Origin of the sequence: Labilithrix luteola (genome assembly GCF_001263205.1) — a bacterium.
GTDB classification, from domain to species: domain Bacteria; phylum Myxococcota_A; class Polyangia; order Polyangiales; family Polyangiaceae; genus Labilithrix; species Labilithrix luteola.
The window spans coordinates 4,164,494-4,184,761 of sequence record NZ_CP012333.1; the positions used below are offsets into that span (position 1 = coordinate 4,164,494).

Here is a 20,268-nt window from a genome sequence, read left to right on the forward strand (position 1 = left end):
TCATGGCTCAGAACACCGTGCTGTTGCAGCCAACGACGAGCTCCACGCGTGGAGAGATCGTGTCGCGCAAAGTGTTGCAGGTCTGGGGGCAGAAAATGACCTTCGTTGGCTTGGCTGCGTTGTCGTAGAACCAACCGCCGGCCGCGTCGCAGGCCGGTTGGGTCACGGCGGGGATGACGCTTCGATCGCCCGTGGCGGAAGTGATCTCGACGCTCAGCGTGGACGGATCGAGCGTCCTTCCGGCCGGCGCCACGGGGAGCGCGTACGCGCAATCGAGCGCGCCCTTCGTGACTTCGAGCATGGCGTCGAGCATGCCGGCGCTGGTGGTGTTGGACGGTTTGAACGCCGCGCCGCCACCGGCTTTCGCGATCTCGGACATGAGTCCGAAGTTCTGATCGTCGAGCGCGACGGCAAAGGTGCGCACGCCGTTGTACCGAAGTGCGGAGTCTGCGAGCGCCGCGATAGCCGCGGAATTCGTCGTGTTCGACCCGTATTCGTTACAGGGTAACGGAGCGCCGTTGCCGACATAGACTACGACGACCTGGTGATCCGGGTTCTCGGCTTGAGCTTTGGTTGCCGCAAAGTACGTCCCCTGGAGCGACGCGTAGATCGGGCTCGTGCGTCCGTAGCCAAAGCCTGCCGAGAGCAGCGCGTTGGCGATGGCAGATTCGACCGGAGCTCGCTGGACGGAGACGTCCGCCATGGGGACGACGAAGTTTTGATAAACGCGATATTGGCAGAAGTCGATGTTCGCTCCCGTCTGATCACCCCAAACGTCCTCGGGGGCCGTGTAGGGGACGAGCGTCAGCGCCACCTGCGTTGGGGCAGGAAATCCGCGGCTGATGAAGTCGAGGAGGGCGTGGGAAGCCGCATTCCACTTGTCGCCCTTCATGTAGAGCGAGCGATCGAGGAGGAACACGATGTCGAGCGGGAGGGTCTTTGCCTTTTGACCGCTCTCGGCGCACGTTGCGCTCGCCGAGGCGTCCACCCCGCCGTCCGTCGAAATAGAGCTCCCGTTATTCGTGTCGAACTTCTGGAGCGAGTCGTTGCTGCAACCGTAGCCGGTAACGGCGACGAGACTGCCCGTGAATAGCGCGAGGCACAGCGATTTGTAGGAAGACGAAGATCGCATCTTGGTCACCATCACGGACACGACGTGCTCGTAATCGAAAGGTCGTCGATGGACCAGCCAGCCTTGGCGGCCGCCACCTTCACGGCCAGGCCGAAGCGCACGCGCAACATCGAATTCCTGTAAGCGGTGAGGTCGATGGTGACGTGCTTCCAGACCTGCTCGTACGTGATCATGTCGACGCATTTGAAGGTCGAATCCTGGTTTTCCCAGACGCGCACCCAAGCCGTGCCGTTCCAAACTTCCATCACGGCTTGCTGCCACGGCGGCGTGAGCCACTCGAAGAGCTGGTAGAAGGAGAGGTTGAGCGTGCTCGACGCGCTGGCGTCGACCGCCGGACTGGTCAGCCAGGCGAAGTCGCGTGGTTGCGTGCCGTCGTCACCCCAAAGTGATGTCGAGGCAAGTCCGCTATCGCCGAACCCCGTGTGATCGTCGAAGGCCTGGCACCAGAGCGACGCCGCATGCGGGCTGCTGATGGCCCACGGTGCGTCCATGGTCCAACCGTTTGCGTTGCTGGCGAACGAGTCCGCGAGGAGGACCCCGGAGCCGCTGCCCTGGCACTTGCCGCTCGTGCAGAGGTCGTTCGTCGTGCACGAGTTGCCGTCGTTGCACACGCCGCCTTCGTTCTTGGCGGTGAGCACGCAGCTGCCCTTGTCGTCGCAGACGCCCTTGTTGCAGGCGTCAGCCTTCGCGCACGCATTTCCGGTGTTGGCGGGCGCGCGATAGCAACCGGCATGAGCGGCGTCGCACTTGCCCACGTTGCACTCGTCACTCCAATCCCTGCAGTTGCGCGGGCCGCCGCCCTGGCACTTGCCACCTTTGCATGTCGCGTTGACGGTGCAGGGATCGGCGTCGCACGGCGTACCGTCGGGCGCAGGATCGAAGGAATCGCACGCGCCCGTGGTGGGATTGCACTTTGCAACCTGACACGTGGGAGCCTCGGTGAAGGAGCACGTCTTGGGCTCCGCCACGCAAGCACCCTTCTGGCACGTCGCGAAGACGCTGCACGCTTCGGTCGCTTGGCAGTAGACGCCGTCGATCTCGCTGGCAATCGAGCAGGTACGCTCGGACTCATTGCAAGCGATCGTCTTGCACGTAGGAGCGTCGAGTCCGCACCGATTGGGATCGCCCACGCATTGGCCGGCCGCGCAGTGGTCGTTGACGGTGCAGAATAGGCCGTCGTCACAGGGGGCAGAATCGACCGGGACGATCTCGCATTGACCGGTTTGGAGGTTGCACTGCGAAGTATGGCAAGCAGGGGCCGGAATCGCAGAGCAGTCTGCCGTGCACGTCGCGAACGTCTCGCGTATAGGGGCGGTGTCGGACGAATCGCTGCTGCAGGCAGGCGCGAGAACGCCGACCACCACCGCACATGCCGCGGCCAACACCGAGCGTTTCGAGCACACGGTTCGCCAGAAGGAAGAGGCGTTCATCAGCGCGGGCCCTCCGTCTGGCAGCCGAACGTCACGTCGATTTTCGGTTCCTTGCCGGCGACGAGGAGATCGCACGAAGCCGGGCAGAGGCGAACCGTCGTCGGTGTCGTGGGATTGTCGTAATACCAACCCTCACGATTGGCGCAGGTCGCGCGCTCGCCTGTCTTCGGCAAGTTGCGCGGAACGTCGCCATCGGTGACGACGACGTTCACGAGTGACGGATCGACAACACCGCCGCCCGGTGCAGTCTTCGGAATCACGAATTCACAGCCCACGGCGTTTGCTTGCGCTCGGCGCAGCTGCACGGTGAGCTCCGACGGATTGTTCACGTTGAGTGCCTGCCCCGTGCCGCCCGCCTTCGCGATGTTATTCATCAGTCCGACAGGCTCGATACCGATTCCGATGGCGAACGTCAGTGTGCCGTATTCGGTATTCGCGCTTTGCGCCATGGCCGCGAGCACCGAAGGATCCGGCGTGCAGGTCGTCGGTACGCCGTCGGATACGAGCACGAGGGCCACCGTCCGATCCGCGTGCGTGCGCTTGTAGTCGACCGCAGTTTCCAAGGCCCCGCGAAGCGCGGCTGCGGTGGGCGTGCCGTTGCCTTTCCCATTCGTCCGATCGAGCGAAGCGGCGAGCTCGGGCGCATGCGCAGGGAGCGGTCCGAGCCCGACGGCGAACTGCCGATAGAAGTCGAGCACGCATGTGGAGACATTCGTGTCCCCGTCGTTCGGGAAGTAGTTGAGAGCGGCCTGGACGTCCGAGACTTGCGGGTTCGCGAAGAAGTCCTCGAGTGCACCCCGAGCGGCGTCCCACGGCGCGCCGTCCATGCTGAGTGAGCGGTCGAGCAGGATGAACAGATCGAGCGGGCGATGGCTCGCGCCGAGAGACGTCCCCGTGCACGCTTGGATCGTGGCATCGGGTTTCGGCGTGCTGGCATCGCCCAGCGTTTGCGTCTCGCCGTTGTCGAACGAGCGATCGGAGCTACTGCATGCCAGCGCGACGCTCAGCAGCGGAGCCAGGAAGAGTGCGCGGCGAAGCCATTCAGTTCCCGCCATTCGAGCCTCCCTGCGCCGTTCCGGGCGGTGCGCATGACTGGCTGGCGACGATGACGTCGTCGACGAAGAAGGACGTTCCATAATTGTTCTGCTGGGGATCGCCGACGTCGATGCCCACGCGAATCTTGAAGTTCGCGTTTTTGAACCGCGTTACGTCGACGGTGATGGGGTACCAGGTGAAGTCTTGCGAGGCGTCGCCGAAGGGCGTGCTCCAGACGACGCGCCACTTCGTGCCATCGAACACCGAGACGTAGGCCGAGCTGTCGTTTACGTGCTTGACCGCACGCCACAACGTGAGCCACACCCTGTCCGAGGCCCCCTCCAGGTCGATCGGCGGTGAATCGGCGTAGGTGCCGGGCTGGCACTGTTTGCAGAGGAGCATGTTGCCATCTGGCGACGGCGAATGGTCACGCTCGGGCTCGAATCCGTTCTGCTGCCGCTCGATCGACGTGGCGGGCCTCACGGCCCACGGCGAGTGCATCTCGTCTTTCGGCGTCCATCCCGCGAAACCGGCGCTGAAATCGGTCTTGTAGTAGACGGTCACGCCGCTCTTGAGCACGCCGCTACACGTGCCTTGATGGCAGGTCGATGCCATCGTGCAGAAGTCGCGCGTGTCACACGCCGCGCCTTCGTTCGTGGCGGTCGGCGCGCATGAGCCGTTCTCCGCGCACGTGCCGACCGTGCAATCGTCGGCGGCCGTGGTGCACGGGGCACCGGTCTTGATGACGGTGTCGCAGATGTTGCCGTCGCGGCAAAGGCCGGTCATGCACTCGAGATTCGCGCCGCTCGCCGTTGTCGGAACGCATTCACCGCCGACGGGAACCGTCTTCTCGACGCGCGAACCATCTTTGGGATCGCACGAGAGGATGTGACACACGCTCTTGTCGGTCGAGTACCACCAGTTGGCCGTGCTCTGTCCGCCGACGCATGTGCCATGCAGGCAGGTCTGGTTGTGGAAGCAGAAGCCGTTGCCGTGGCACGGTTCGCCATCGTTGCCGGGCGAGAGCTCGCACGCGCCCGTCTTCGGGTTGCACGCGCCGACGTGGCATTCGTCGATGTTCGGGTCGAAATCACAGCTCTTCGGCGTCCCGACGCATTCACCGGCTTTGCAGGCGGCGCCGACGACGCAGAGATTGTCGGGAACGGAGCACGGCGTCTCGTCGGGGCGAGCGATGAGCTGACAGCGATCCTGGTCTTCGTTGCAGATGCCCGTTAGGCAGTCGTTCGAACCGCACGGATTCGGCTTGCCGTTTCCGCAGACACCCGCTTTGCAGGTCTCTCCGACGGTGCAGAAGAATCCGTCGTCGCATTCGGTGCCGTCCGTGGCTGGTTGTATTTTGCATGAACCTGTCGCCGTGTCGCAAACGCCCACGAAGCAGTCGTTGGCGATGGCCTTCGAGCAGTCTTCTTTGCAGGGCGAGACGATGGCCGACGAATCGGTCGCGGCGACGTCCGTGCTTTGAGCGCACGCCACTAGTGCAACGAGCGCGACGAGCGTCGCCCCCGCGAGGGTTCCCAAGGTCTTCTTCATCGTGCTTCCAGACGCTCTCGAAGGATTCGGACGCGTGGCGCTTGCGGGCTCGTCGGATGCTTCGCCAAGAAGGCATCGGCGAGCGCGCGGGCTTCCTGCGAGTGGCCACCGGCGACGGCGGCTTCGATCGCGAGCGCGTCTGCCTCAGGCACGAGGGTGCCGTGAGGGAAGCGCTTGGTGTACGCATCGAGGACGTTTCGGGCCTCGTCGGCCTTGCCTTCGCGGAGGAGCGTCCGCGCTTCGCGCAGCGCGGCGAGCTCGGCTTCGATCGATGCAGGTTCTTCGATCTTCGGCGATGCAGTGGTCGCCGCGGCCGGTGAAGCGTTGTCGCGAACGACCTTCGACGGTGGGGCGGCGGATGGCACGGCGGTCGGCAGATCGGTGACCGAGATCGTCGGCTCGTCCTTGGAGCTGGGCGACGGCGGCGCTTCCACGGCCGTTGCGGCCGGCGCCGCGATGGGGGCTGTCAGCGTCGGGGCAGGGGTAGTCGTCGCGACGGGGCTCGAAGCGTTCATCACGACGAAGGCGAGGCTGCCCGCCGTCACCGTGAGAGCGGCGAGCTTCAGGAACGTGCCAGTCGACGTGGCTGCCGGCGGTTCAATCCGCTTCGACGGAGCTTCGCTGCTCGCGGCGCTCGTTGCGGCCGACGATGCGAGCACGGCGGAGACGAGCGCTGACGCGTGCTTCGGTGCAAGACGATCCCCGCGCGCAGCAGAGAGTAGCGACCGGCCGAGCGGATCCGACGAATCCGCGGAGTCGAGGAGGCGTCGCGGGACCTTCGAGTCGCTCATCGTCGTCCTCCCGGAAAGGCCTGAGCGGCGCGCAAACGGACGACGGCGCGTTCGTACTCCTCACGCGCCTTGCGCAGGCGCGAAGCGATGGTGCCGACCGGTACGTCGAGTCGGCTGGCAATCTCGTGCACTCCAAGCTCCTCGATTTCGTAGAGGACGAAGACGATGCGACGCTCCTCCGGCATCGCTCGAAGGATGGTGTCGAGCATCTCGAGCGCGCGCTTCTGATCGACCGCGACGTCGGGGCCCGGTTCGTCGAGAACGGGTTCGATTTCGAGCGTGCCCGTGTGGGCCTGAACGCGTCCACGTCGCCGCGAGAAGTCGATGGCAACGCCGCTTGCGACCGTGCAAGCGTAGGCGCGGAGCTCGTCGGAAGGCAGCTTTCCGAGGACTGCCCAGCGACCCCAGATCTGCATGAGCACGCTCTGGATGCCGTCTTCGAGCTCGTTGGGCTGCACGCCGAGTCGGCGCAAAACCCGAAAGACGGACGAGCTCAGCTCTTCGAGGGCCTCGCGCGGTTCACGAAGCTCGCGCTCGGCCGTGACCTGGACGCCACTCGCCGCCGGCTCGTCGACTTCGTCGGTCACGGCCGCGACCTTCCGCTCGTTTCGAGCGGCTCGCGTGAGAAGTGTCTCGCCGAGGGCGCGAGACGGAAGCGAGCGTAGTGCCACCACGCTTGTGTCATCGATGGGGCGTCTTCAGATGATCACGGAAAGTGCACGGCGAAGAAACCGGCCGGCCGCACGGTGACGGGCGAGGTGCGATGAACCTCCCCGAGGGAGATCACGTTCCACGTCGCCGGCGCCAAGGGAAATCCTAGCTCCCCCTCGACGCCCGCCCGAAACCTTCGTTTGGGGCCGAACGCCACCCCGCCGAACCCTCCGACCGTCAGGCTCGGGATGACGGTCGTCGTGCTCGCGACGAGCTGGAAATCCCGCGCTTTCGTGAAGACGACGTCGACGCTAGCTCCGCCGCAGCCGCCGAAGACGAGGGTGACCGAACGCGAACCCGGCGCCGGTTCGGGGGAGACGCATACGTCCGCCCTCGGCCGCACGTCCCAGAACTCGACCGTACCGCCCGCGACGGTCTTGTCGGTGGGGAGGTACACCCCGCCGCCCAGTCGGAGTTCGACCGGGGCGCGGCGAAGTCGGGCGACCCCTTCGAGATCGATGCCGCCGGTCACCCCGGGTTGAATCCCGACCAGCATCCCTGCCGACGCGCGAAGACCAAAGACGACCGGACCTTCGTGGACGGGCGGCTTCGGCGCGGGCCGCTTGGCGGGCGTCTGCGGTGGTTGGGGAGGTGGGGGAGGTGGGGCAGGGGGCGGCTCGGGGGTAGACGAGAGATCGACGGGCGCCGCAAGAGGGTGGATGCTCGTGACGAGGACGAGAGCGATCGCTTCGGCCGCTTCTCGACAGGTCGCTCCACGGACCGAACGTTCGAAGCTCGTTTCGCCGCCTTCGGGGCGCGACACGAGATGCCCAATTGCACCTTCGGGTGTGCTGGTGACGTCGATATCGAAGCGCGCCGCGGGCGGAGGCTCTTCACCTGGAGCTGCGGCCAGCGAAGCGCGCACCGCGTCGAGAAACGCTGTTTCTGTGGGGCAATGCGGATCGTCGGACGACCCGATCGTCACGTCGACGGTCGCTGGCCCGAACGTCGTGCGCTCCGTCGCCGCCGCCGTCCTCGCGATGAGGAGCGCCGTCAACGCGCACGCGAGCCTTCCTGACCTCCTCCTCATGCGACGATCTAGGCCCGCGAGGCGCCCAAGCGGGCGCTACCGCGATCCTACACGTGCCCGCAAAAAAAAAGAGCGGTCAGAGCATGGCAAGGTCAGCCGATCGAGTCACTTGATGACGGGGACGCAGACGCCGTTCTTGCAGGCCTCGCCGCCCTCGCACACCGAGCCGTCGACGCAACCCTTCCGAGCGACACGCGTCACCCATTGCGCGATGTGGTTGCCGCTCGAAAGCTCCTGGAAGGGAAGCCAGAAGGCGGAGAGCGAGGGATCTTTGCCCTGCGCCGCCGCCTCGGGGTCGAAGGCCGCCATCCAGATCTGGGCATTGTCGCCCACACCCTTGCGGAGGCCGTAAGCGCGGCGGCTCGAGAAGGTGAGCCACATCAGCTTCTTGCCCCGATAGTTTTGATCACGCTGCATCCACTTCGGCCACGAGTCGCCGTTGGGCGAGCCCGCGTTGGCGAGCGGCAGCACCGCTCCGCCCGACCGCGACACGACCGCGAGCGAAGCGTCCGGCGCGTCGTACGAGCCTTTGACCTTGTCATCGGCGGTCTTGCCGATCGAGGCTCGATTGAAGAGTACCCAGCCGCCGTCGGGCGAGTAGCTCGGGTAGTAGTTGTTCTGGCCGGTCGTCGGAACGAGCTCGGTCGGCGCGCTCCACCCGGATCCGACCTTCGTGAGGACCTGGAGCGAGGCCTCGACGACCCCCGTCGAACTGCAGATGAAGCCGATGCAGGGCACGGCCTGCTTCGGGCGTGCGAAGACGATGTTCGCGCCGTCGGGCGACCAGTCGGGCATCGCTCCGTCGGTCACCTTCTCCTGGATGGCGGCGCCCGTGGTCGCGTCGCGAAGGGAGAGGTTGACTCCGTTCGACACCATGATTTGCGACTTGTCGGGAGAGAACGTGAAGAAGTTCGCTCCGCTTCCGCCCATGGAACCGCCCTGGCCGAACACCATGGACTTCGAGTCGACGGCGTAGACCTTGTAGGCCGCCGGCGCGGGCATATCGAGGCCGACCGAAATGCGCTCGCCGTCGCGCGAGAGAACGTGGCAGCCCACGCAGGTGAGCGCGCCGGCCTTCGCTGCGTTCATGTACGTCTCGGCCTTCTGCCCGCTGACGCCGAACTCGTAGCGCATCGTCGCGCCGGCTCCGGCGTTCCAGTAATAGAGACCGCCGAGGATGTCCTCTTCGCCGAAGGCGATGGTCTGCGAGGAGGACGCGCCGACGCTTCCACCCGCGCTGCTCGTCCCGCGAAGCACGTACGTGAGCGGATCCTGTCCGCGGCCCGCCGACGAGAGCATGCCCCACACGGCAGGCGAGGGGACCCACCCGCACCCGTCGCCGAGCGCCGTGCAGCCGAAGTACACGCGCAGGTCGAGGAGATCGCCCTTCACGCCGAGCTCGAAGAGATCGTTTCCGCTGCCTGCGCGGTAGTGGAACTCGAGCTCGTTCATGTTCGGCGGCACCATCACGCCGTCGTTCGGATAGACGATGGAGGGCTTGCGCGCGGGATCGACGGCGCCACCGAACTTCGATGCGGCGTCCGCAGGCGCTCCGGCGAGGACGACCACCTTGGTGAGCTTCACGGAGAGCGCGGCGTCGGCCTTCAGCGTTCCGAGCTCGGCATGCACGAGCGTCTTGCCGACGCCGTTCGGTGAAGCGGTGAACGTGCCCTTCGAGAAGGTGCCGAAGTCCGAGTTCGCAGGTTGATCGAGATAGAGGTTCACGTTCGACGTGACCTCGTCACGCGAGTTGTCCTTGTGGATGAGGAACGCGTGGTAGTCGACCGTCGGAAGCGGCTTGCCATCCTGCACGTCGAGGACCACGCTCGCGGGCTCGAGCGTGAGCGTGTCGCCGGGGGCCGTTCCCGGCGTCAGGGCGGGACCAAGGCCATTTCCGTTTCCGTCGCCATTCGCCGCGCCGTTCTCGTCGTACGTGGGTCGGCTCTTCGATCCACAACCTGCAATCAGCGCGAGCACGAGCCCGATGGCGAAGGTCTTCCGCATGGGCGGCTTATGGACCGAACGCGCTTCGTGGGGGCGTCTCGCTTGGGTCGCGCGTTGGGCAAACCCGTGACGGTGATGCGGCGCGAGAAGCAGGCGGTGGATCGTGCGGGGCCCACCGATCCAGCCATGAGGCCGGCAGGCATCACGAGGAGGCTCATTTTTCGGTCTCGGCACGCGGGGCCTACATGGCATGTCGTGTGCGTATGAGCTGGCTTCATGCGCGTCCTGCTCGCCGTCGGCCTATCCCTCGCCCTCGCGGCTCTGACCGCGTGCGCGCCGGAGTCCGACGACGAGGAGGTCGCGGACGGCAGCGATGCCTTGGCGGCGTTCGCGGTCGAAGGACTCGCGCCGATCACGCCGCCCGAAGCACGGGTCAGCACGTCGGCGATCGCGGCCACGTTCGGGCAGGCCATCGCGTCGGGTCGTACGCTGCTCGTCACGAGGCGCCTGACGGTTCAGGGCATCGATGCGCGGTTCGTCGTCGACGCCGCTTCGTACGAGACGTCGGTGGTGCCCACCGCAGCACTCGAAGCGAAGAGTCGCCCCGCGCAGAGCGGTGACCGCGTCGGCGAGACGCCCTTCGCCAAGAGCCTCGCGACACTGGCCGCGTCGCACGAGGCCCTGTCGCACGTCTCGAGCGATGCGCCGAATCTCGGTGCGGCCGAGCCGTTCGCGCTGACCATCGACATGTGCCAGTCGAAGAAGCTCTGGGAAGAGAGGCTCTTCGATTGGGCGGTGAATCTCTCCAGCGTGCGATCGAAGCCGACGCCCGTTGGAATCGCAATGACGGGCGTCTGGGCCAAGGCCCACCCCGACGAGCTCGGCCGGCTTCTCGAGTGGGAACATGAAAACAAACTCGCGATCACGTGGATCAATCACTCGAGTACGCACCCACTCCACTGTCTCGACCAGTCGTGCCGCAATGCGGAGTTTCTCACGGCGTCGTCGGTCGATTTCGAAGAAGAAGTTCTCGGTCTCGAGCGCGTTCTTCTCGGTCGCGGCATCGTTCCTTCGACAATCTTTCGCTTCCCCGGATTGATTCACGACGAAGAGCGCCTCGCGCAGCTCTCGAAGCTGTCCGTCATGCCGCTCGACGCCGACGCCTGGATCGCGAAGGGGCAGCCCATCAAGCCGCGCGCGGTCGTCCTGGTGCACGGCAATGGCAACGAGCCGGAAGGGATTCGCGGCTTTCTCGACGCCGTGGCGAAGCCATCGCGCGCGCAGGCGCTGCGTTCGGGCCAATCGACGCTCGTGCCGCCGATCTTCGTCGCGCCGATTCCGCCGCTCTAGAGCTGAAGCATCTTGCGCACGCGCGCGGCGTGCGGGCTCGAGGGCTGTGAACGAATCAACGCTTCGCCTCGCGAACGAGCCTCGTCGTTGCGACCGGCCTGCAGGAGCGCCTCGACGGCGAAGACCTCGCGCTCGAGCGCGAGCTTTCCGTTCGGAAACGCGCGCGCGTGCTCGGCGAAAACGGCGAGCTTCGCGTTCGGATCTTGGCTCGCCCGTGCGCGATCGATGAGCGCGACTTCGCGCGGGAGCGTATCGACGTCTTCACCCGAGGCCGTCGGTCGCGCCGCGGGAGAATGCTCGCGATGCGCGGGCGCCGCCATGGGAAGGTCGCTCACGGAGATCACCGGCGCGGTCTCTCCTGCCGCTGTGGATACGGATGACGGAGTCTCGTTCGTTGCTTCCTGCGCGGCCGGTACGACGACGGCGTGGGGGTCGCTCGACGACGGCGTCGTGGCGGTTCGCGAGCGAATGGCAAGCGCGATTCCAAGGATGCCGAGACCACCGACCACGAAGGCGGTGACCTTCATCCAGGGAAGAAGCGTGGCGGCCGGCGCGGGTTGTGTGGGGAGCGAGTTCAGGATCTTCGCGCGAGCCTCCGCCGACATTTGCGGGGTCTTCATCGACTTCGCACCTTTGGCGAGAAGGCGACCGACCTCGTCGGGCTCGGGCGAATGGCGAAACGGAACGAGGGGGCTGCTCACGTCGATCTCCTTGTTCCGGCGTTCCCATCGCGCATGACGCGTGCAACGGCGCTGCGAAAGGCGTCACGCGCACGGGACAACCGCGAGTGGACCGTACCGATGGGCAAGCCCAGCGAGGCCGCGATTTCCTTCCCCGTCAGGTCGTCGATTTCGAACATCACGATCATGAGGCGCTGCTCGGGCTCGAGTCTGGCGAGTGCCTCGTCGATGACGGCGCGCGCCTCGTGCTCGGACAGCTGCTCTTCGGGGCCGGGCTCCGAAGTCGCGAGTGTGGCGCTGACCTTCTCCGCGTCTTCGTGGGCCTGAGGGCGGGTGCGTCGTCCACGACGGTAGTTCGACGCGACGCGAAGGCAGATGCCGTACACCCAGCTGCGGATGCTCGCGCGCGCTTCGAACGTGCCGAGGCGCTTGTGGATGACGAGGAAGACCTCCTGGGTGCAGTCGTCCGCGTCGGACGGTTGCACGCCGAGCCGCACGAGCGCGCTCCAGACGAACTCCACGTGCTCGTCGTAGAGCTGCCTCAACGTCGGACGCTCCCCTCCAGGGAAGCGGTGGCGAGTTGGGCGTCGGCGATCATCTTCATCCTACGTGTCGCCACCTCGGAAAAGCTTCCAACAATCTCACGGGAACGCGAGGCCGAGACCAAGCTGAGCTTGGCCGGCGACGAGAGGCTGCTCGAAAACCACGGAATCACTGCCTCCCACCACGTTCACGAACTGATATCGGAGCGCATTCATCACGACACTCGCTTCCATCGAGAGTTCGAGCGGACCCACGATGGGGACGCGCACCCGAGGCCCCGCCGAGATGCCGAGCCAAGCCCGTTCCCCGGGTCGAGAGGGAGTGAGGCCCGAGAAGACGACCGCGTGAACGACGCCGACGTGCAGGCCTCCGCACAAGTCGAGTGTCACGGCCGGGAAGGCCTTCTCACCGCAGAGAGCGCCTTTGGCGGCCACGAGGCCGAAGCCGAAGCGCTCGTCGTCAGCCTTCGTTTCGGCGAGCCAATAGCCCCCGACCTCGAGGCGAAGGGGCCTCGCGAGCAATCGCGTGACGAAGACTCCGGCACCGATGCTTGCCGACGGCAGCAAGCCAACAGCGCCTACGGCCGAAAGCTCGAGCTCGGTTCCGGGCGCAACGGCGCGCTCGGGGAGCGGCGCAGCTGCGTCGTGCGTCTTGCGCGGCCTCGGCGGTGCGGGAGCGCTGGCATCGCTGGCGTCGATCTCGGCGTCGATGCCTGCATCGCGCGCGTCGACATGCTGCTGAGCGGCCTCCACTTCGAGAGCGAGGAGCGCGGTCACGGCAAGAGCCGCCGCTTGTGTTGCGGCCTGGCAATCCGGCGACGTACTGGCGAGCTCGCGTGTCCAGGCGACGGCTCCGTCCGCATCGCGAAGGACCAGTCGCACGCGATAGGATCCGTCGCGTCGCTCGATGAACCCCTCGAGCGACCGCTTGCCTTCGGCCACGAAAGGAACGACGCCGAGGCGTTGACCGATCTCGGTGGTCATGGCCTCCGAAGACGCACACATGCCGGCGCTGGTGTCGCGTGACCAGTGAAAGCTCACGCCCTCGGATTGGGGCTCCGCGAACGCACCGCGCGCCGCGAAAAACAACGCCGCCGCAACGACGCAGGAAGCAAGAAGGAGCCGCCCCAGCCCGAGACGCATCGAGCGGCGTAAACGGGCTTCACGGGCCCGGCGGCTTGGAAAAGAGCCTTCTTCGTACAAAGCGACGCGATCGGTGACGGTTTCGGGAAGTTTCTGGAAAGGGGCGACACCCAGCTTATCGGGAAGCAAGAATGTCGACGAGAACCGTCACCGTTGCCGTGTTGGTAGCCACGCTCGTGCTTGCATGCGCCCAGCGCGCCGAGCTCGCCTACGAACCGTCGGAAGACGCCGGGCCCTCCTTCACGGGAGGCGATGCGGAGGTCGACCCCGCGTGCGATGGAGGGACCTGCCCGGACAGCGCGCCCGCCCAGAAGCTTTGCATCGCCACGGAGTGCCCCGCGGGCTACGACACGTGCCCTGCCAAGTTCGGCGCCACGTATCGATGCGGCACGAACCTGATGACGGATCAGGACAATTGCGGCGCGTGCGGGAACGTCTGCCCGTCGTTCCAGCCCATTCGCATGATCACGCGCTGCGTGCAGGGCGGGTGCATCCTGGAGTGCTACAGTCCGCTCCGGCCGACGCCGACGGGGAATGCGCCGACGGAGTACCACGACTGTAACGACTTGCTGGACGACGGCTGCGAGTCCGACGTCTTGCTCGACCCGAAGAACTGCGGTGCGTGCGGGAACGCCTGTGCGCCGGGCCAGAGCTGCCACGAGGGCAAGTGCGGATGTCCGAACGGCCTCACCGACTGCGACGGCTCCTGCGTCGACCTGCAGAACAACGACGACAACTGCGGGCGGTGTGGCGACATCTGTCCTCGGACCGACGACTCCTGTGCGGATGCCCCGCGCAATACGCACTTCGGCTGTCGTGAGGGTAAGTGCGGTGCACTCAAGTGTGGCGGCACGTCGGAAGACTGCAATCACGACCTCGACAACAAGAAGTGCGCATCCGACGGGTGCGAAATCGACGACGTTTTCACCGACCTGAACAACTGTGGCGGATGCGGGATCGTCTGCGGTCCGGGCGAAGAATGCCGTGACGAGGGAAACGGTCACGAATGCCTGATTCCGTGCAAGAAGTCGGGCACGGTTCTCTGCGACGAAGTCTGCATCGACATTCTCAACGATCCAAACAACTGCGGAGAGTGCGGTCTGGCCTGTCCCTCGCAAAGCGATAATCAGATTCGCTCCTGCAAAAAGGGCATTTGTCAGGTCGACTGCGCGAAGGGATATGCCGATTGCAACGGTGACCCGAACGACGGTTGCGAGACCGACCTTCGCGTCCACCCGGGAAATTGCGGTGCGTGCGGTCACTCGTGTGACATCGCCGACGGCCAGCCGTGCGTCGAAGGTCAGTGCCTGATGGCCCCGTGCAACGGCGAGGTGACGAAATGATTCGCCAGCGATACGCACTCGCCTTCACGGCGTTGTCGCTCCTCGCGCTGTCGCTCCCCACGATCGCGAGCTGCGCGGATTCGGATTCGGCTTCGCCGCCGAGCGACTCTTCGACCGTCCTCGACGGGGGCGATGCTGGGCTGGACGCGAACGCGCCGGAGGCAAGCCTCACGGATGCCACCGGGAGCGCGTCGTGTGACGCCGCCGACCCGTCGTGCGTCTCCGTTCCGCGCGATTGCGCCGAGGTCGATTGGTGTCCCGTCTCGACCGGGATCGACCCTCGATTCGCCCTGACGTCGGTGTGGGGCTCTTCGAAGTCCGACGTGTGGGCCGTCGGCTCCGGTGGAACGATCGTCCACTACGACGGCAGCAAGTGGAACGCCGTGCCCTCGGGCGTCCAGAGCACGCTCTACGCGGTTTGGTCGAGTGGACCGAAGGACGTGTGGGCCGCAGGGTCGTCGAAGGTCGTCTTGCACAGCACGGACGCCTCGACGTTCACGCCGGTTCCGGTCTCCGAAGAGGGCGTGGGACGGGTCTTCGCGATGTGGGGCACCCTTCCAGGCGAGCTGTTCGTCGGGGGGGAGCCCCACGAGCAGTTCAATCCCGACCTCGAGGCGCTCGTCTCCAGCAACTGGTTCCGTCGCCCGAGCGGCGATGCCGACTCCGCGTGGGAGCTCCTCCAGGGATTCGAAGGCCAGTGGCCGGCGGCCACCATTCGCGCCATCTGGGGGAGCTCGGCGAACGACCTCTGGGTTTCTGCCGACAACAGCACGGAGTTGCCCTGGATGCGTGGAGTCCTCATGCATCGCGACGGCGGCGGCGTTTGGAAGTCCGTCGACAGTCAGTCTTCGCGTGTCCTCGAGTCGATCTGGGGCAGCTCGGCCAACGATGTCTGGGCGGTCGGCGACGAAGGCACGCTCCGTCACTTCACCGCCGGTGCCGAGCGCTGGGCGGTCGTGACGCCGCCTTCGTCGGCGGCCCTCCACGCGATCTGGGGTAGCTCGGCGAACGACGTTTGGGCGGTCGGCGACCTCGGCACTGTCATTCACTACGACGGAACGTCGTGGACCAATTCCAGCGTTGCGTTCCCGATTGGCAAGAAACCCAACTTGTACGGAATCTGGGGAAGCTCCGCAGACGACGTGTGGATCGTCGGTGACGAGCTCACGCTCCATTTCACGGGTTCCAAGCCCGGAGGCGATCGATGAGGGCGGCGCGTTTGGCTTGGCTCGCACGGATGCTCGTGGCGTCCACAGGCGTGGCAACGGTCTTTGCGTGTGCGGGGAGCGACGAAGGCGATCCCGCGGTCACGTCGCAGCCGGCCGGTCCGAGCGTTCCGGAGGCGAGCGTCGCCGAGACGGGCACCGACGCCGAGGCGCCGGATGCGAAGGACGGTGCTCCGCGCGAAGAGCGCACGTGCTCGGACGAGGGCTGGTGCCAGACGGTGGTTCCCGACGGCCTCTCGCTGCATGGCGTGTGGGGTGATGGGACTGGCGTGATCTGGGCCGCTGCCGACGATGGCTCGGTGCTGCGCTTCGATCAGAACACGTGGTCGGTGCACGCGAAGCTGTCGGGGCCGCTGACGTCGATCTGGGGAAGCGGTCCGACGGATATCTGGGTTGCCGGACGAGACGGGATCTACCACGGCACAGGCACGAGCTCGTCGGCTCTCACGTTCGAGCCAAACGAAGTCCCCGGTGATTCGTCGCTCGTGATCTCCTCGATTTGGGGAACGGGGCCGAAGGACGTCTGGGCCGTCGCCGGCAAGTTGCTCGACTGGCAGACGCCCGTGAATCGCGTCGTACATTATTCGGAGGGTGCGGGGGGTATGGCCGCGTGGTCGCTCGACGAGGCGTCGAGTCTCCCGTACGCCTTCACGAAGGTCTGGGGGACGGCGAGCAGCGGTGTTTGGATCGGAGGCAGCGGAGCCCCCGAATTCATGGAAGCTGCGGTCTTCCGTCGACCGGTCGGAGCAACCAACTTCGAGAACGTCGGTCTGCCCGATGCACCGAACAATCCGTTCTCGGGGAACCTCGGTGTTTTCGAGACGGCCGGGACCAACGGCGAGGAGGTCTGGATCGTCGGGCAGACGGCCGGGGCGAGCCGCGAATACATCTACGGCAATTCGACCGATGGCAATCATACCTACACCTGGAAGTTCATCAGTCGAGACGACAACGATCAAAGGATGGAAGCCATTTGGGGACCTGCGGGCACCGGGGTCCTCGCGGCCGGCGATTACGGTCGTTTCCGACGTTGGGACGGGGTGGAGTGGAAGCAGGTTGCCTTCATGACCGGCCTCTTCCCGATCGTGAAGCCGCTCCACGACCTGTGGGGAAAGAGCGCGTCGGAGGTCTGGGTCGTCGGTGATGGAGTCGCGGCGCACTTCGACCCCACCAAAGCAAAGGCGAAATGAGAGTGCCAGTCATGCAAAACCGTATCCGCATGATGCGTTGGGCCTCCTCGCTCGCGCTGGCGCCCGCGGTGCTGGCCGCGTCGTCGCTCGTCGTCGTTGCATGTAGTGACGACAAGACCGAGAGCTTCGATCCCACACCCGACGCCTCGGACGCGTCGGTGGCCAATCTTCCCGAGGCGGCCGCGCCCACTCCCGATGGCGGTGCCGACGTGGTCGATTCGCGCGCGCCGTTCGACCCCACGGATCAGAAGGTGGCGTGCTCGGGAGCGAAGTGCGTCACGCAGCTCGTGGCTGGAGACCACCACTTCTGTGCGCGCTTCGACGACGGAACTGTCGAGTGCTGGGGTGGTGACGATTCCGGCGCACTCGGAAGGGGCGACGATCCGGAGCCTGCCAGCAAGCGCGTTGCCGGGCTCGAGCAGATCACGCAACTCAGCGCCGCCGGCTCTTCGACGTGCGCGCTCTCGAGCGCGGGCAAGGTGTCTTGCTGGGGGTCGAACAGCCACGGACAGCTGGGCCAGCCCACCGACCCGATCTTCGACGAAGAACGCCATGCCACGCCGCTCGAGGTGGCTCTGCCGGGAGCCGCGCTGCGTATCGACGTGGGTTCCGGAGGCGCGTGTGCCGTTCTCGCGAGTGGCACCCATTGCTGGGGCGACGACACCTACGGCCAGCTCGCGCGCCAGGCCTTCGGTGCGATCGAGTCTCCTGGTCCCGCGGAGCTCGGAGGTTCTCCGATCGCCCGCACCGCGATCGGTCCCATGACCGGCTTCGCTCTGACGACGACCGGCGACCTTCGCTCGTTCGGTGCCCTCTCGGGCTACGAAGGCGAGCAGTCGGGGCGCATCTCGTCGATCAGCCCCGATCCCATCCCCGCGACGATCCTCGCAGGGGTGTCGAGTTTCTCCGTCTCCTCGCACGCGTGCGCCATCGCGAACGGCGTCGCGCACTGCTGGGGAAGGGACGGTCGAGGTGCACTGTGCACGGGTTTGCCCGACCCGTTCGAGCAGAAACCACGCGTCGCAGCCACGACCGGAGTGGCGTATCCGCAACGCATCACCACGTCGGGCAACACCACGTGCGCGCGCATGACGGACGGCACAGTGCAGTGTTGCGGGAGCGACGATCAGGGGCAGCTCGGTCGCGGGAAAGCGGGCGAGTTCTCCACCTTCTTCGTCGCGGCGTCGTCATTCACGGAGCAGGCGGTCGATGTCGCCAGCGGCCTGACGACGGTTTGTGCGCTCGTGCAAGACGGCACGGTCGCTTGTTGGGGCGGGAATGGCGCGGGTGAGCTCGGCCAGGGAACGTCGGACGACTCGGCCCATCCCACACCGGTGAAGGTCGCGTTTTGAGCACGCTCATGAGAACCACGAAGTCCTTGTTCGGCAGCATCGTCGTGCTCACGTTGGGCACGATCGCGTTCGCGGCGTGCAATTCGCGCGACGGATTCGAGGAGGACAAGGCGCCCGGCCTCGGAGGGGATGCGGGAACGCTGAACCAGTGCACGTCGTTCCGCTGTTCGCCCGACCTGAAGAGCGTGCTCGCCACGTGTGACGGCGGCGAAGAGGTCGTGCAGACCTGTCCCGCCGAACAGGGGTGTGGCGACGGCAAGTGCGTCGACGCGTGTGAGAGCGCGAAGCTGTCGAAGGGGTCGATTGGCTGCTCGTTCTGGACCCTCCCTCCGGACAGCGTCATGGAAGGACGAGGTGCTTGCTACGCCGCCATGGTGGCGAACACCTGGGACCGTCCGGTCAACCTCTCCGCCGAATATGGAAATGCCGCGCTGGATATTTCCAAATCAATCTATACGGCCGAGAAGTCGGGGCAGAATACGACCTATACGCTTCTCTCGGGGCCACTGCCTCCTGGGCAGGTCGCGCTCGTCTTTCTCTCCCAGGCCGAGAGCTCGACGGAGCTACGGTTCGCCAAGTGCCCCGATGGCGTCGTGCCCGCGATCAAGGCGGACCCGATTCGCCACGGCACGACGTCGCGTTCGAGTGCGTTCCACCTCGTCGCCGACGCGCCCGTCGCTGCCTATTCGATATTCCCGTACGGCGGCGCCGACAGCATGTATCCGACCGCGACGCTGCTCTTGCCCGTCTCCTCGTGGGACACGCGCTACATCGCCGTCAGCACGAGCAACCTGACGCGTCAGGGGACTCCCGGCACCGAGCCTCGCACGTTGCAGATCGTCGCGAACGAGGACGCCACCACGGTGACGATCAAGCCCACGGTGAGCATCCTCCAGGGAGAGGACGTCGCCCCCGCACGCTTCGGTGAATCCGGCTCGTGGACCCTCGCCCGCGGTCAGGTCCTCCAGATCTCCCAGGCCGACAACACGAGCGGGAGTCCAATCCTCGCGGACAAGCCGGTCGGTGTCTTCGGCGGCTCGTCGTGCGCGTTCCTTCCCGGCGAAACGATGTTCTGCGATCTGACCCAGCAGCAGCTCGCGCCGTTCTCGCAGTGGGGAACGCAGTACGCGCTCGTTCCGTACGAAACGCGCATCGTGGGGTTGCACGGCGAGACTCCCGCCGAGCAAGTGGCATGGGGCTTCGTGGGCGCTGCCTCGGGCACTGTTCTCACATACGAGCCTTCACGACCGCGCGGCGCGCCCGAGACTCTCGAGGCCGGTCAAGCGGTGAGCTTCTTCACCGATCAGATCGTCACGGTGAAGAGCCAGGACGACAAGCACCCGTTCCATGCCGCCGTCTACATGACGGGCTCGCAATTCAACGGAGGCCTCGAAGGCCTTGGCCGCACGCTGGGCGATCCTGATTTCGTGAACGTCGTCCCCACTGACCAGTTTCTCGACCGCTATGTCTTCTTCACCGACTACACGTACCCGGAGACGTCTCTCACGGTCGTCCGTCGCAAGACGACCTCGGGCTTCTTGCCCGTCGAGCTCGACTGCGCAGGCGAGATCAGCGGCTTTCAGCCTCTCGGAACGAGCGGCGAGTTCGAATACGCGTGGGTTCGTCTGACGAGCGGCTTCTCTCCCCGAACCTTCGCGAAGGGCACGTGCGGCTACGGCCGTCACGAGGCCAAGAGCCAAGGCACCTTCTCGCTCACCGTTTGGGGCACGGCCCGCGACGCCAGCTACGGCTACGCCGGCGGTATGGGTAGTCGTCCCGTCAACTCGGCGCCTCTCCCGACCGTGAAGTAGTCGTCGC

The 20,268-nt window shown here is 65.9% G+C and carries 17 protein-coding genes; 6 read left to right on the forward strand and 11 right to left on the reverse strand.

The window, feature by feature from the left end; translation table 11 throughout:
* Window positions 1-7: 7 nt before the first annotated feature.
* The 8 genes from AKJ09_RS18560 to AKJ09_RS18595 form a co-directional block, all read right to left on the reverse strand.
* Window positions 8-1,144: a VWA domain-containing protein gene (locus AKJ09_RS18560; RefSeq protein ID WP_240488953.1), complete on the reverse strand. Its 1,137-nt coding sequence runs from the start codon at window positions 1,142-1,144 to the stop codon at window positions 8-10.
* Window positions 1,144-2,562: a hypothetical protein gene (locus AKJ09_RS53075; RefSeq protein ID WP_169927645.1), complete on the reverse strand. Its 1,419-nt coding sequence runs from the start codon at window positions 2,560-2,562 to the stop codon at window positions 1,144-1,146. Before AKJ09_RS53075 ends, AKJ09_RS18560 begins: the two co-directional genes overlap by 1 nt.
* Window positions 2,562-3,617 (reverse strand): vWA domain-containing protein, encoded by a 1,056-nt coding sequence (locus tag AKJ09_RS18565; protein WP_169927646.1) that lies wholly within the window; start codon window positions 3,615-3,617, stop codon window positions 2,562-2,564. Before AKJ09_RS18565 ends, AKJ09_RS53075 begins: the two co-directional genes overlap by 1 nt.
* Entirely contained in the window at window positions 3,604-5,148 is a 1,545-nt protein-coding gene (locus AKJ09_RS18570) for a hypothetical protein (RefSeq protein WP_146648538.1), read from the reverse strand. Before AKJ09_RS18570 ends, AKJ09_RS18565 begins: the two co-directional genes overlap by 14 nt.
* Window positions 5,145-5,939: a tetratricopeptide repeat protein gene (locus tag AKJ09_RS18575; protein WP_146648539.1), complete on the reverse strand. Its 795-nt coding sequence runs from the start codon at window positions 5,937-5,939 to the stop codon at window positions 5,145-5,147. Before AKJ09_RS18575 ends, AKJ09_RS18570 begins: the two co-directional genes overlap by 4 nt.
* Complete coding sequence (locus AKJ09_RS18580; RefSeq protein WP_169927647.1) at window positions 5,936-6,526, reverse strand: RNA polymerase sigma factor; 591 nt, start codon at window positions 6,524-6,526, stop codon at window positions 5,936-5,938. Before AKJ09_RS18580 ends, AKJ09_RS18575 begins: the two co-directional genes overlap by 4 nt.
* A gap of 119 nt (window positions 6,527-6,645) precedes the next feature.
* The gene (locus AKJ09_RS53080) at window positions 6,646-7,680 is read right to left on the reverse strand and encodes a hypothetical protein (RefSeq protein ID WP_205633738.1); all 1,035 of its coding nucleotides are present in this window, start codon (window positions 7,678-7,680) and stop codon (window positions 6,646-6,648) included.
* Between the two features lie 105 nt (window positions 7,681-7,785).
* Window positions 7,786-9,684, reverse strand: coding sequence for a TolB family protein (locus tag AKJ09_RS18595; protein ID WP_169927649.1), 1,899 nt, complete (start codon window positions 9,682-9,684; stop codon window positions 7,786-7,788).
* 216 nt (window positions 9,685-9,900) lie between these two features.
* Here AKJ09_RS18595 and AKJ09_RS18600 point away from each other — a divergent pair, with 216 nt between their 5' ends.
* Entirely contained in the window at window positions 9,901-10,974 is a 1,074-nt protein-coding gene (locus tag AKJ09_RS18600; protein ID WP_146648544.1) for a polysaccharide deacetylase family protein, read from the forward strand.
* On the opposite strand, the gene AKJ09_RS18605 is transcribed toward AKJ09_RS18600, so the two are convergent.
* From AKJ09_RS18605 to AKJ09_RS18615, 3 genes are all read right to left on the reverse strand, one after another.
* Window positions 10,971-11,675 (reverse strand): tetratricopeptide repeat protein, encoded by a 705-nt coding sequence (locus tag AKJ09_RS18605; RefSeq protein WP_146648545.1) that lies wholly within the window; start codon window positions 11,673-11,675, stop codon window positions 10,971-10,973. The two genes, AKJ09_RS18600 and AKJ09_RS18605, sit on opposite strands and share 4 nt — an antisense overlap.
* Complete coding sequence (locus AKJ09_RS18610) at window positions 11,672-12,199, reverse strand: RNA polymerase sigma factor (RefSeq protein WP_146648546.1); 528 nt, start codon at window positions 12,197-12,199, stop codon at window positions 11,672-11,674. Before AKJ09_RS18610 ends, AKJ09_RS18605 begins: the two co-directional genes overlap by 4 nt.
* Before the next feature lie 96 nt (window positions 12,200-12,295).
* Window positions 12,296-13,180 carry a hypothetical protein gene (locus tag AKJ09_RS18615; protein WP_146648547.1) on the reverse strand — a complete coding sequence of 295 codons (885 nt, stop codon included), beginning with the start codon at window positions 13,178-13,180 and terminating at the stop codon, window positions 12,296-12,298.
* 290 nt (window positions 13,181-13,470) lie between these two features.
* On the opposite strand from AKJ09_RS18615, the gene AKJ09_RS18620 reads away from it, so the two are divergent.
* From AKJ09_RS18620 to AKJ09_RS18640, 5 genes are read left to right on the forward strand one after another with little or no spacing between them, the layout of a single operon-like run.
* Window positions 13,471-14,682 (forward strand): hypothetical protein, encoded by a 1,212-nt coding sequence (locus AKJ09_RS18620; RefSeq protein WP_146648548.1) that lies wholly within the window; start codon window positions 13,471-13,473, stop codon window positions 14,680-14,682.
* Window positions 14,679-15,890 carry a WD40/YVTN/BNR-like repeat-containing protein gene (locus tag AKJ09_RS18625; protein WP_146648549.1) on the forward strand — a complete coding sequence of 404 codons (1,212 nt, stop codon included), beginning with the start codon at window positions 14,679-14,681 and terminating at the stop codon, window positions 15,888-15,890. Before AKJ09_RS18620 ends, AKJ09_RS18625 begins: the two co-directional genes overlap by 4 nt.
* Window positions 15,887-17,098, forward strand: a complete 1,212-nt coding sequence (locus AKJ09_RS18630; RefSeq protein WP_146648550.1) for a hypothetical protein — start codon at window positions 15,887-15,889, stop codon at window positions 17,096-17,098. Before AKJ09_RS18625 ends, AKJ09_RS18630 begins: the two co-directional genes overlap by 4 nt.
* Window positions 17,099-17,109: 11 nt before the next feature.
* Window positions 17,110-18,450, forward strand: a complete 1,341-nt coding sequence (locus tag AKJ09_RS18635) for an RCC1 domain-containing protein (protein WP_169927650.1) — start codon at window positions 17,110-17,112, stop codon at window positions 18,448-18,450.
* A gap of 8 nt (window positions 18,451-18,458) precedes the next feature.
* Entirely contained in the window at window positions 18,459-20,261 is a 1,803-nt protein-coding gene (locus AKJ09_RS18640) for an IgGFc-binding protein (protein WP_146648552.1), read from the forward strand.
* Window positions 20,262-20,268 lie beyond the last annotated feature (7 nt).

Excerpts from the sequence above, each read along its gene's own strand:
- AKJ09_RS18565 (WP_169927646.1), bottom strand. The coding sequence starts at position 3,617 with ATGGCGGGAACTGAATGGCTTCGCCGCGCACTCTTCCTGGCTCCGCTG.
- AKJ09_RS53080 (WP_205633738.1), bottom strand. The coding sequence starts at position 7,680 with ATGAGGAGGAGGTCAGGAAGGCTCGCGTGCGCGTTGACGGCGCTCCTC.
- AKJ09_RS18595 (WP_169927649.1), bottom strand. The coding sequence starts at position 9,684 with ATGCGGAAGACCTTCGCCATCGGGCTCGTGCTCGCGCTGATTGCAGGT.
- AKJ09_RS18615 (WP_146648547.1), bottom strand. The coding sequence starts at position 13,180 with ATGACCACCGAGATCGGTCAACGCCTCGGCGTCGTTCCTTTCGTGGCC.
- AKJ09_RS18560 (WP_240488953.1), bottom strand. The coding sequence starts at position 1,144 with ATGGTGACCAAGATGCGATCTTCGTCTTCCTACAAATCGCTGTGCCTC.
- AKJ09_RS18625 (WP_146648549.1), top strand. The coding sequence starts at position 14,679 with ATGATTCGCCAGCGATACGCACTCGCCTTCACGGCGTTGTCGCTCCTC.
- AKJ09_RS18635 (WP_169927650.1), top strand. The coding sequence starts at position 17,110 with ATGCAAAACCGTATCCGCATGATGCGTTGGGCCTCCTCGCTCGCGCTG.
- AKJ09_RS18620 (WP_146648548.1), top strand. The coding sequence starts at position 13,471 with ATGTCGACGAGAACCGTCACCGTTGCCGTGTTGGTAGCCACGCTCGTG.
- AKJ09_RS53075 (WP_169927645.1), bottom strand. The coding sequence starts at position 2,562 with ATGAACGCCTCTTCCTTCTGGCGAACCGTGTGCTCGAAACGCTCGGTG.
- AKJ09_RS18630 (WP_146648550.1), top strand. The coding sequence starts at position 15,887 with ATGAGGGCGGCGCGTTTGGCTTGGCTCGCACGGATGCTCGTGGCGTCC.
- AKJ09_RS18570 (WP_146648538.1), bottom strand. The coding sequence starts at position 5,148 with ATGAAGAAGACCTTGGGAACCCTCGCGGGGGCGACGCTCGTCGCGCTC.
- AKJ09_RS18640 (WP_146648552.1), top strand. The coding sequence starts at position 18,459 with ATGAGAACCACGAAGTCCTTGTTCGGCAGCATCGTCGTGCTCACGTTG.
- AKJ09_RS18575 (WP_146648539.1), bottom strand. The coding sequence starts at position 5,939 with ATGAGCGACTCGAAGGTCCCGCGACGCCTCCTCGACTCCGCGGATTCG.
- AKJ09_RS18600 (WP_146648544.1), top strand. The coding sequence starts at position 9,901 with ATGCGCGTCCTGCTCGCCGTCGGCCTATCCCTCGCCCTCGCGGCTCTG.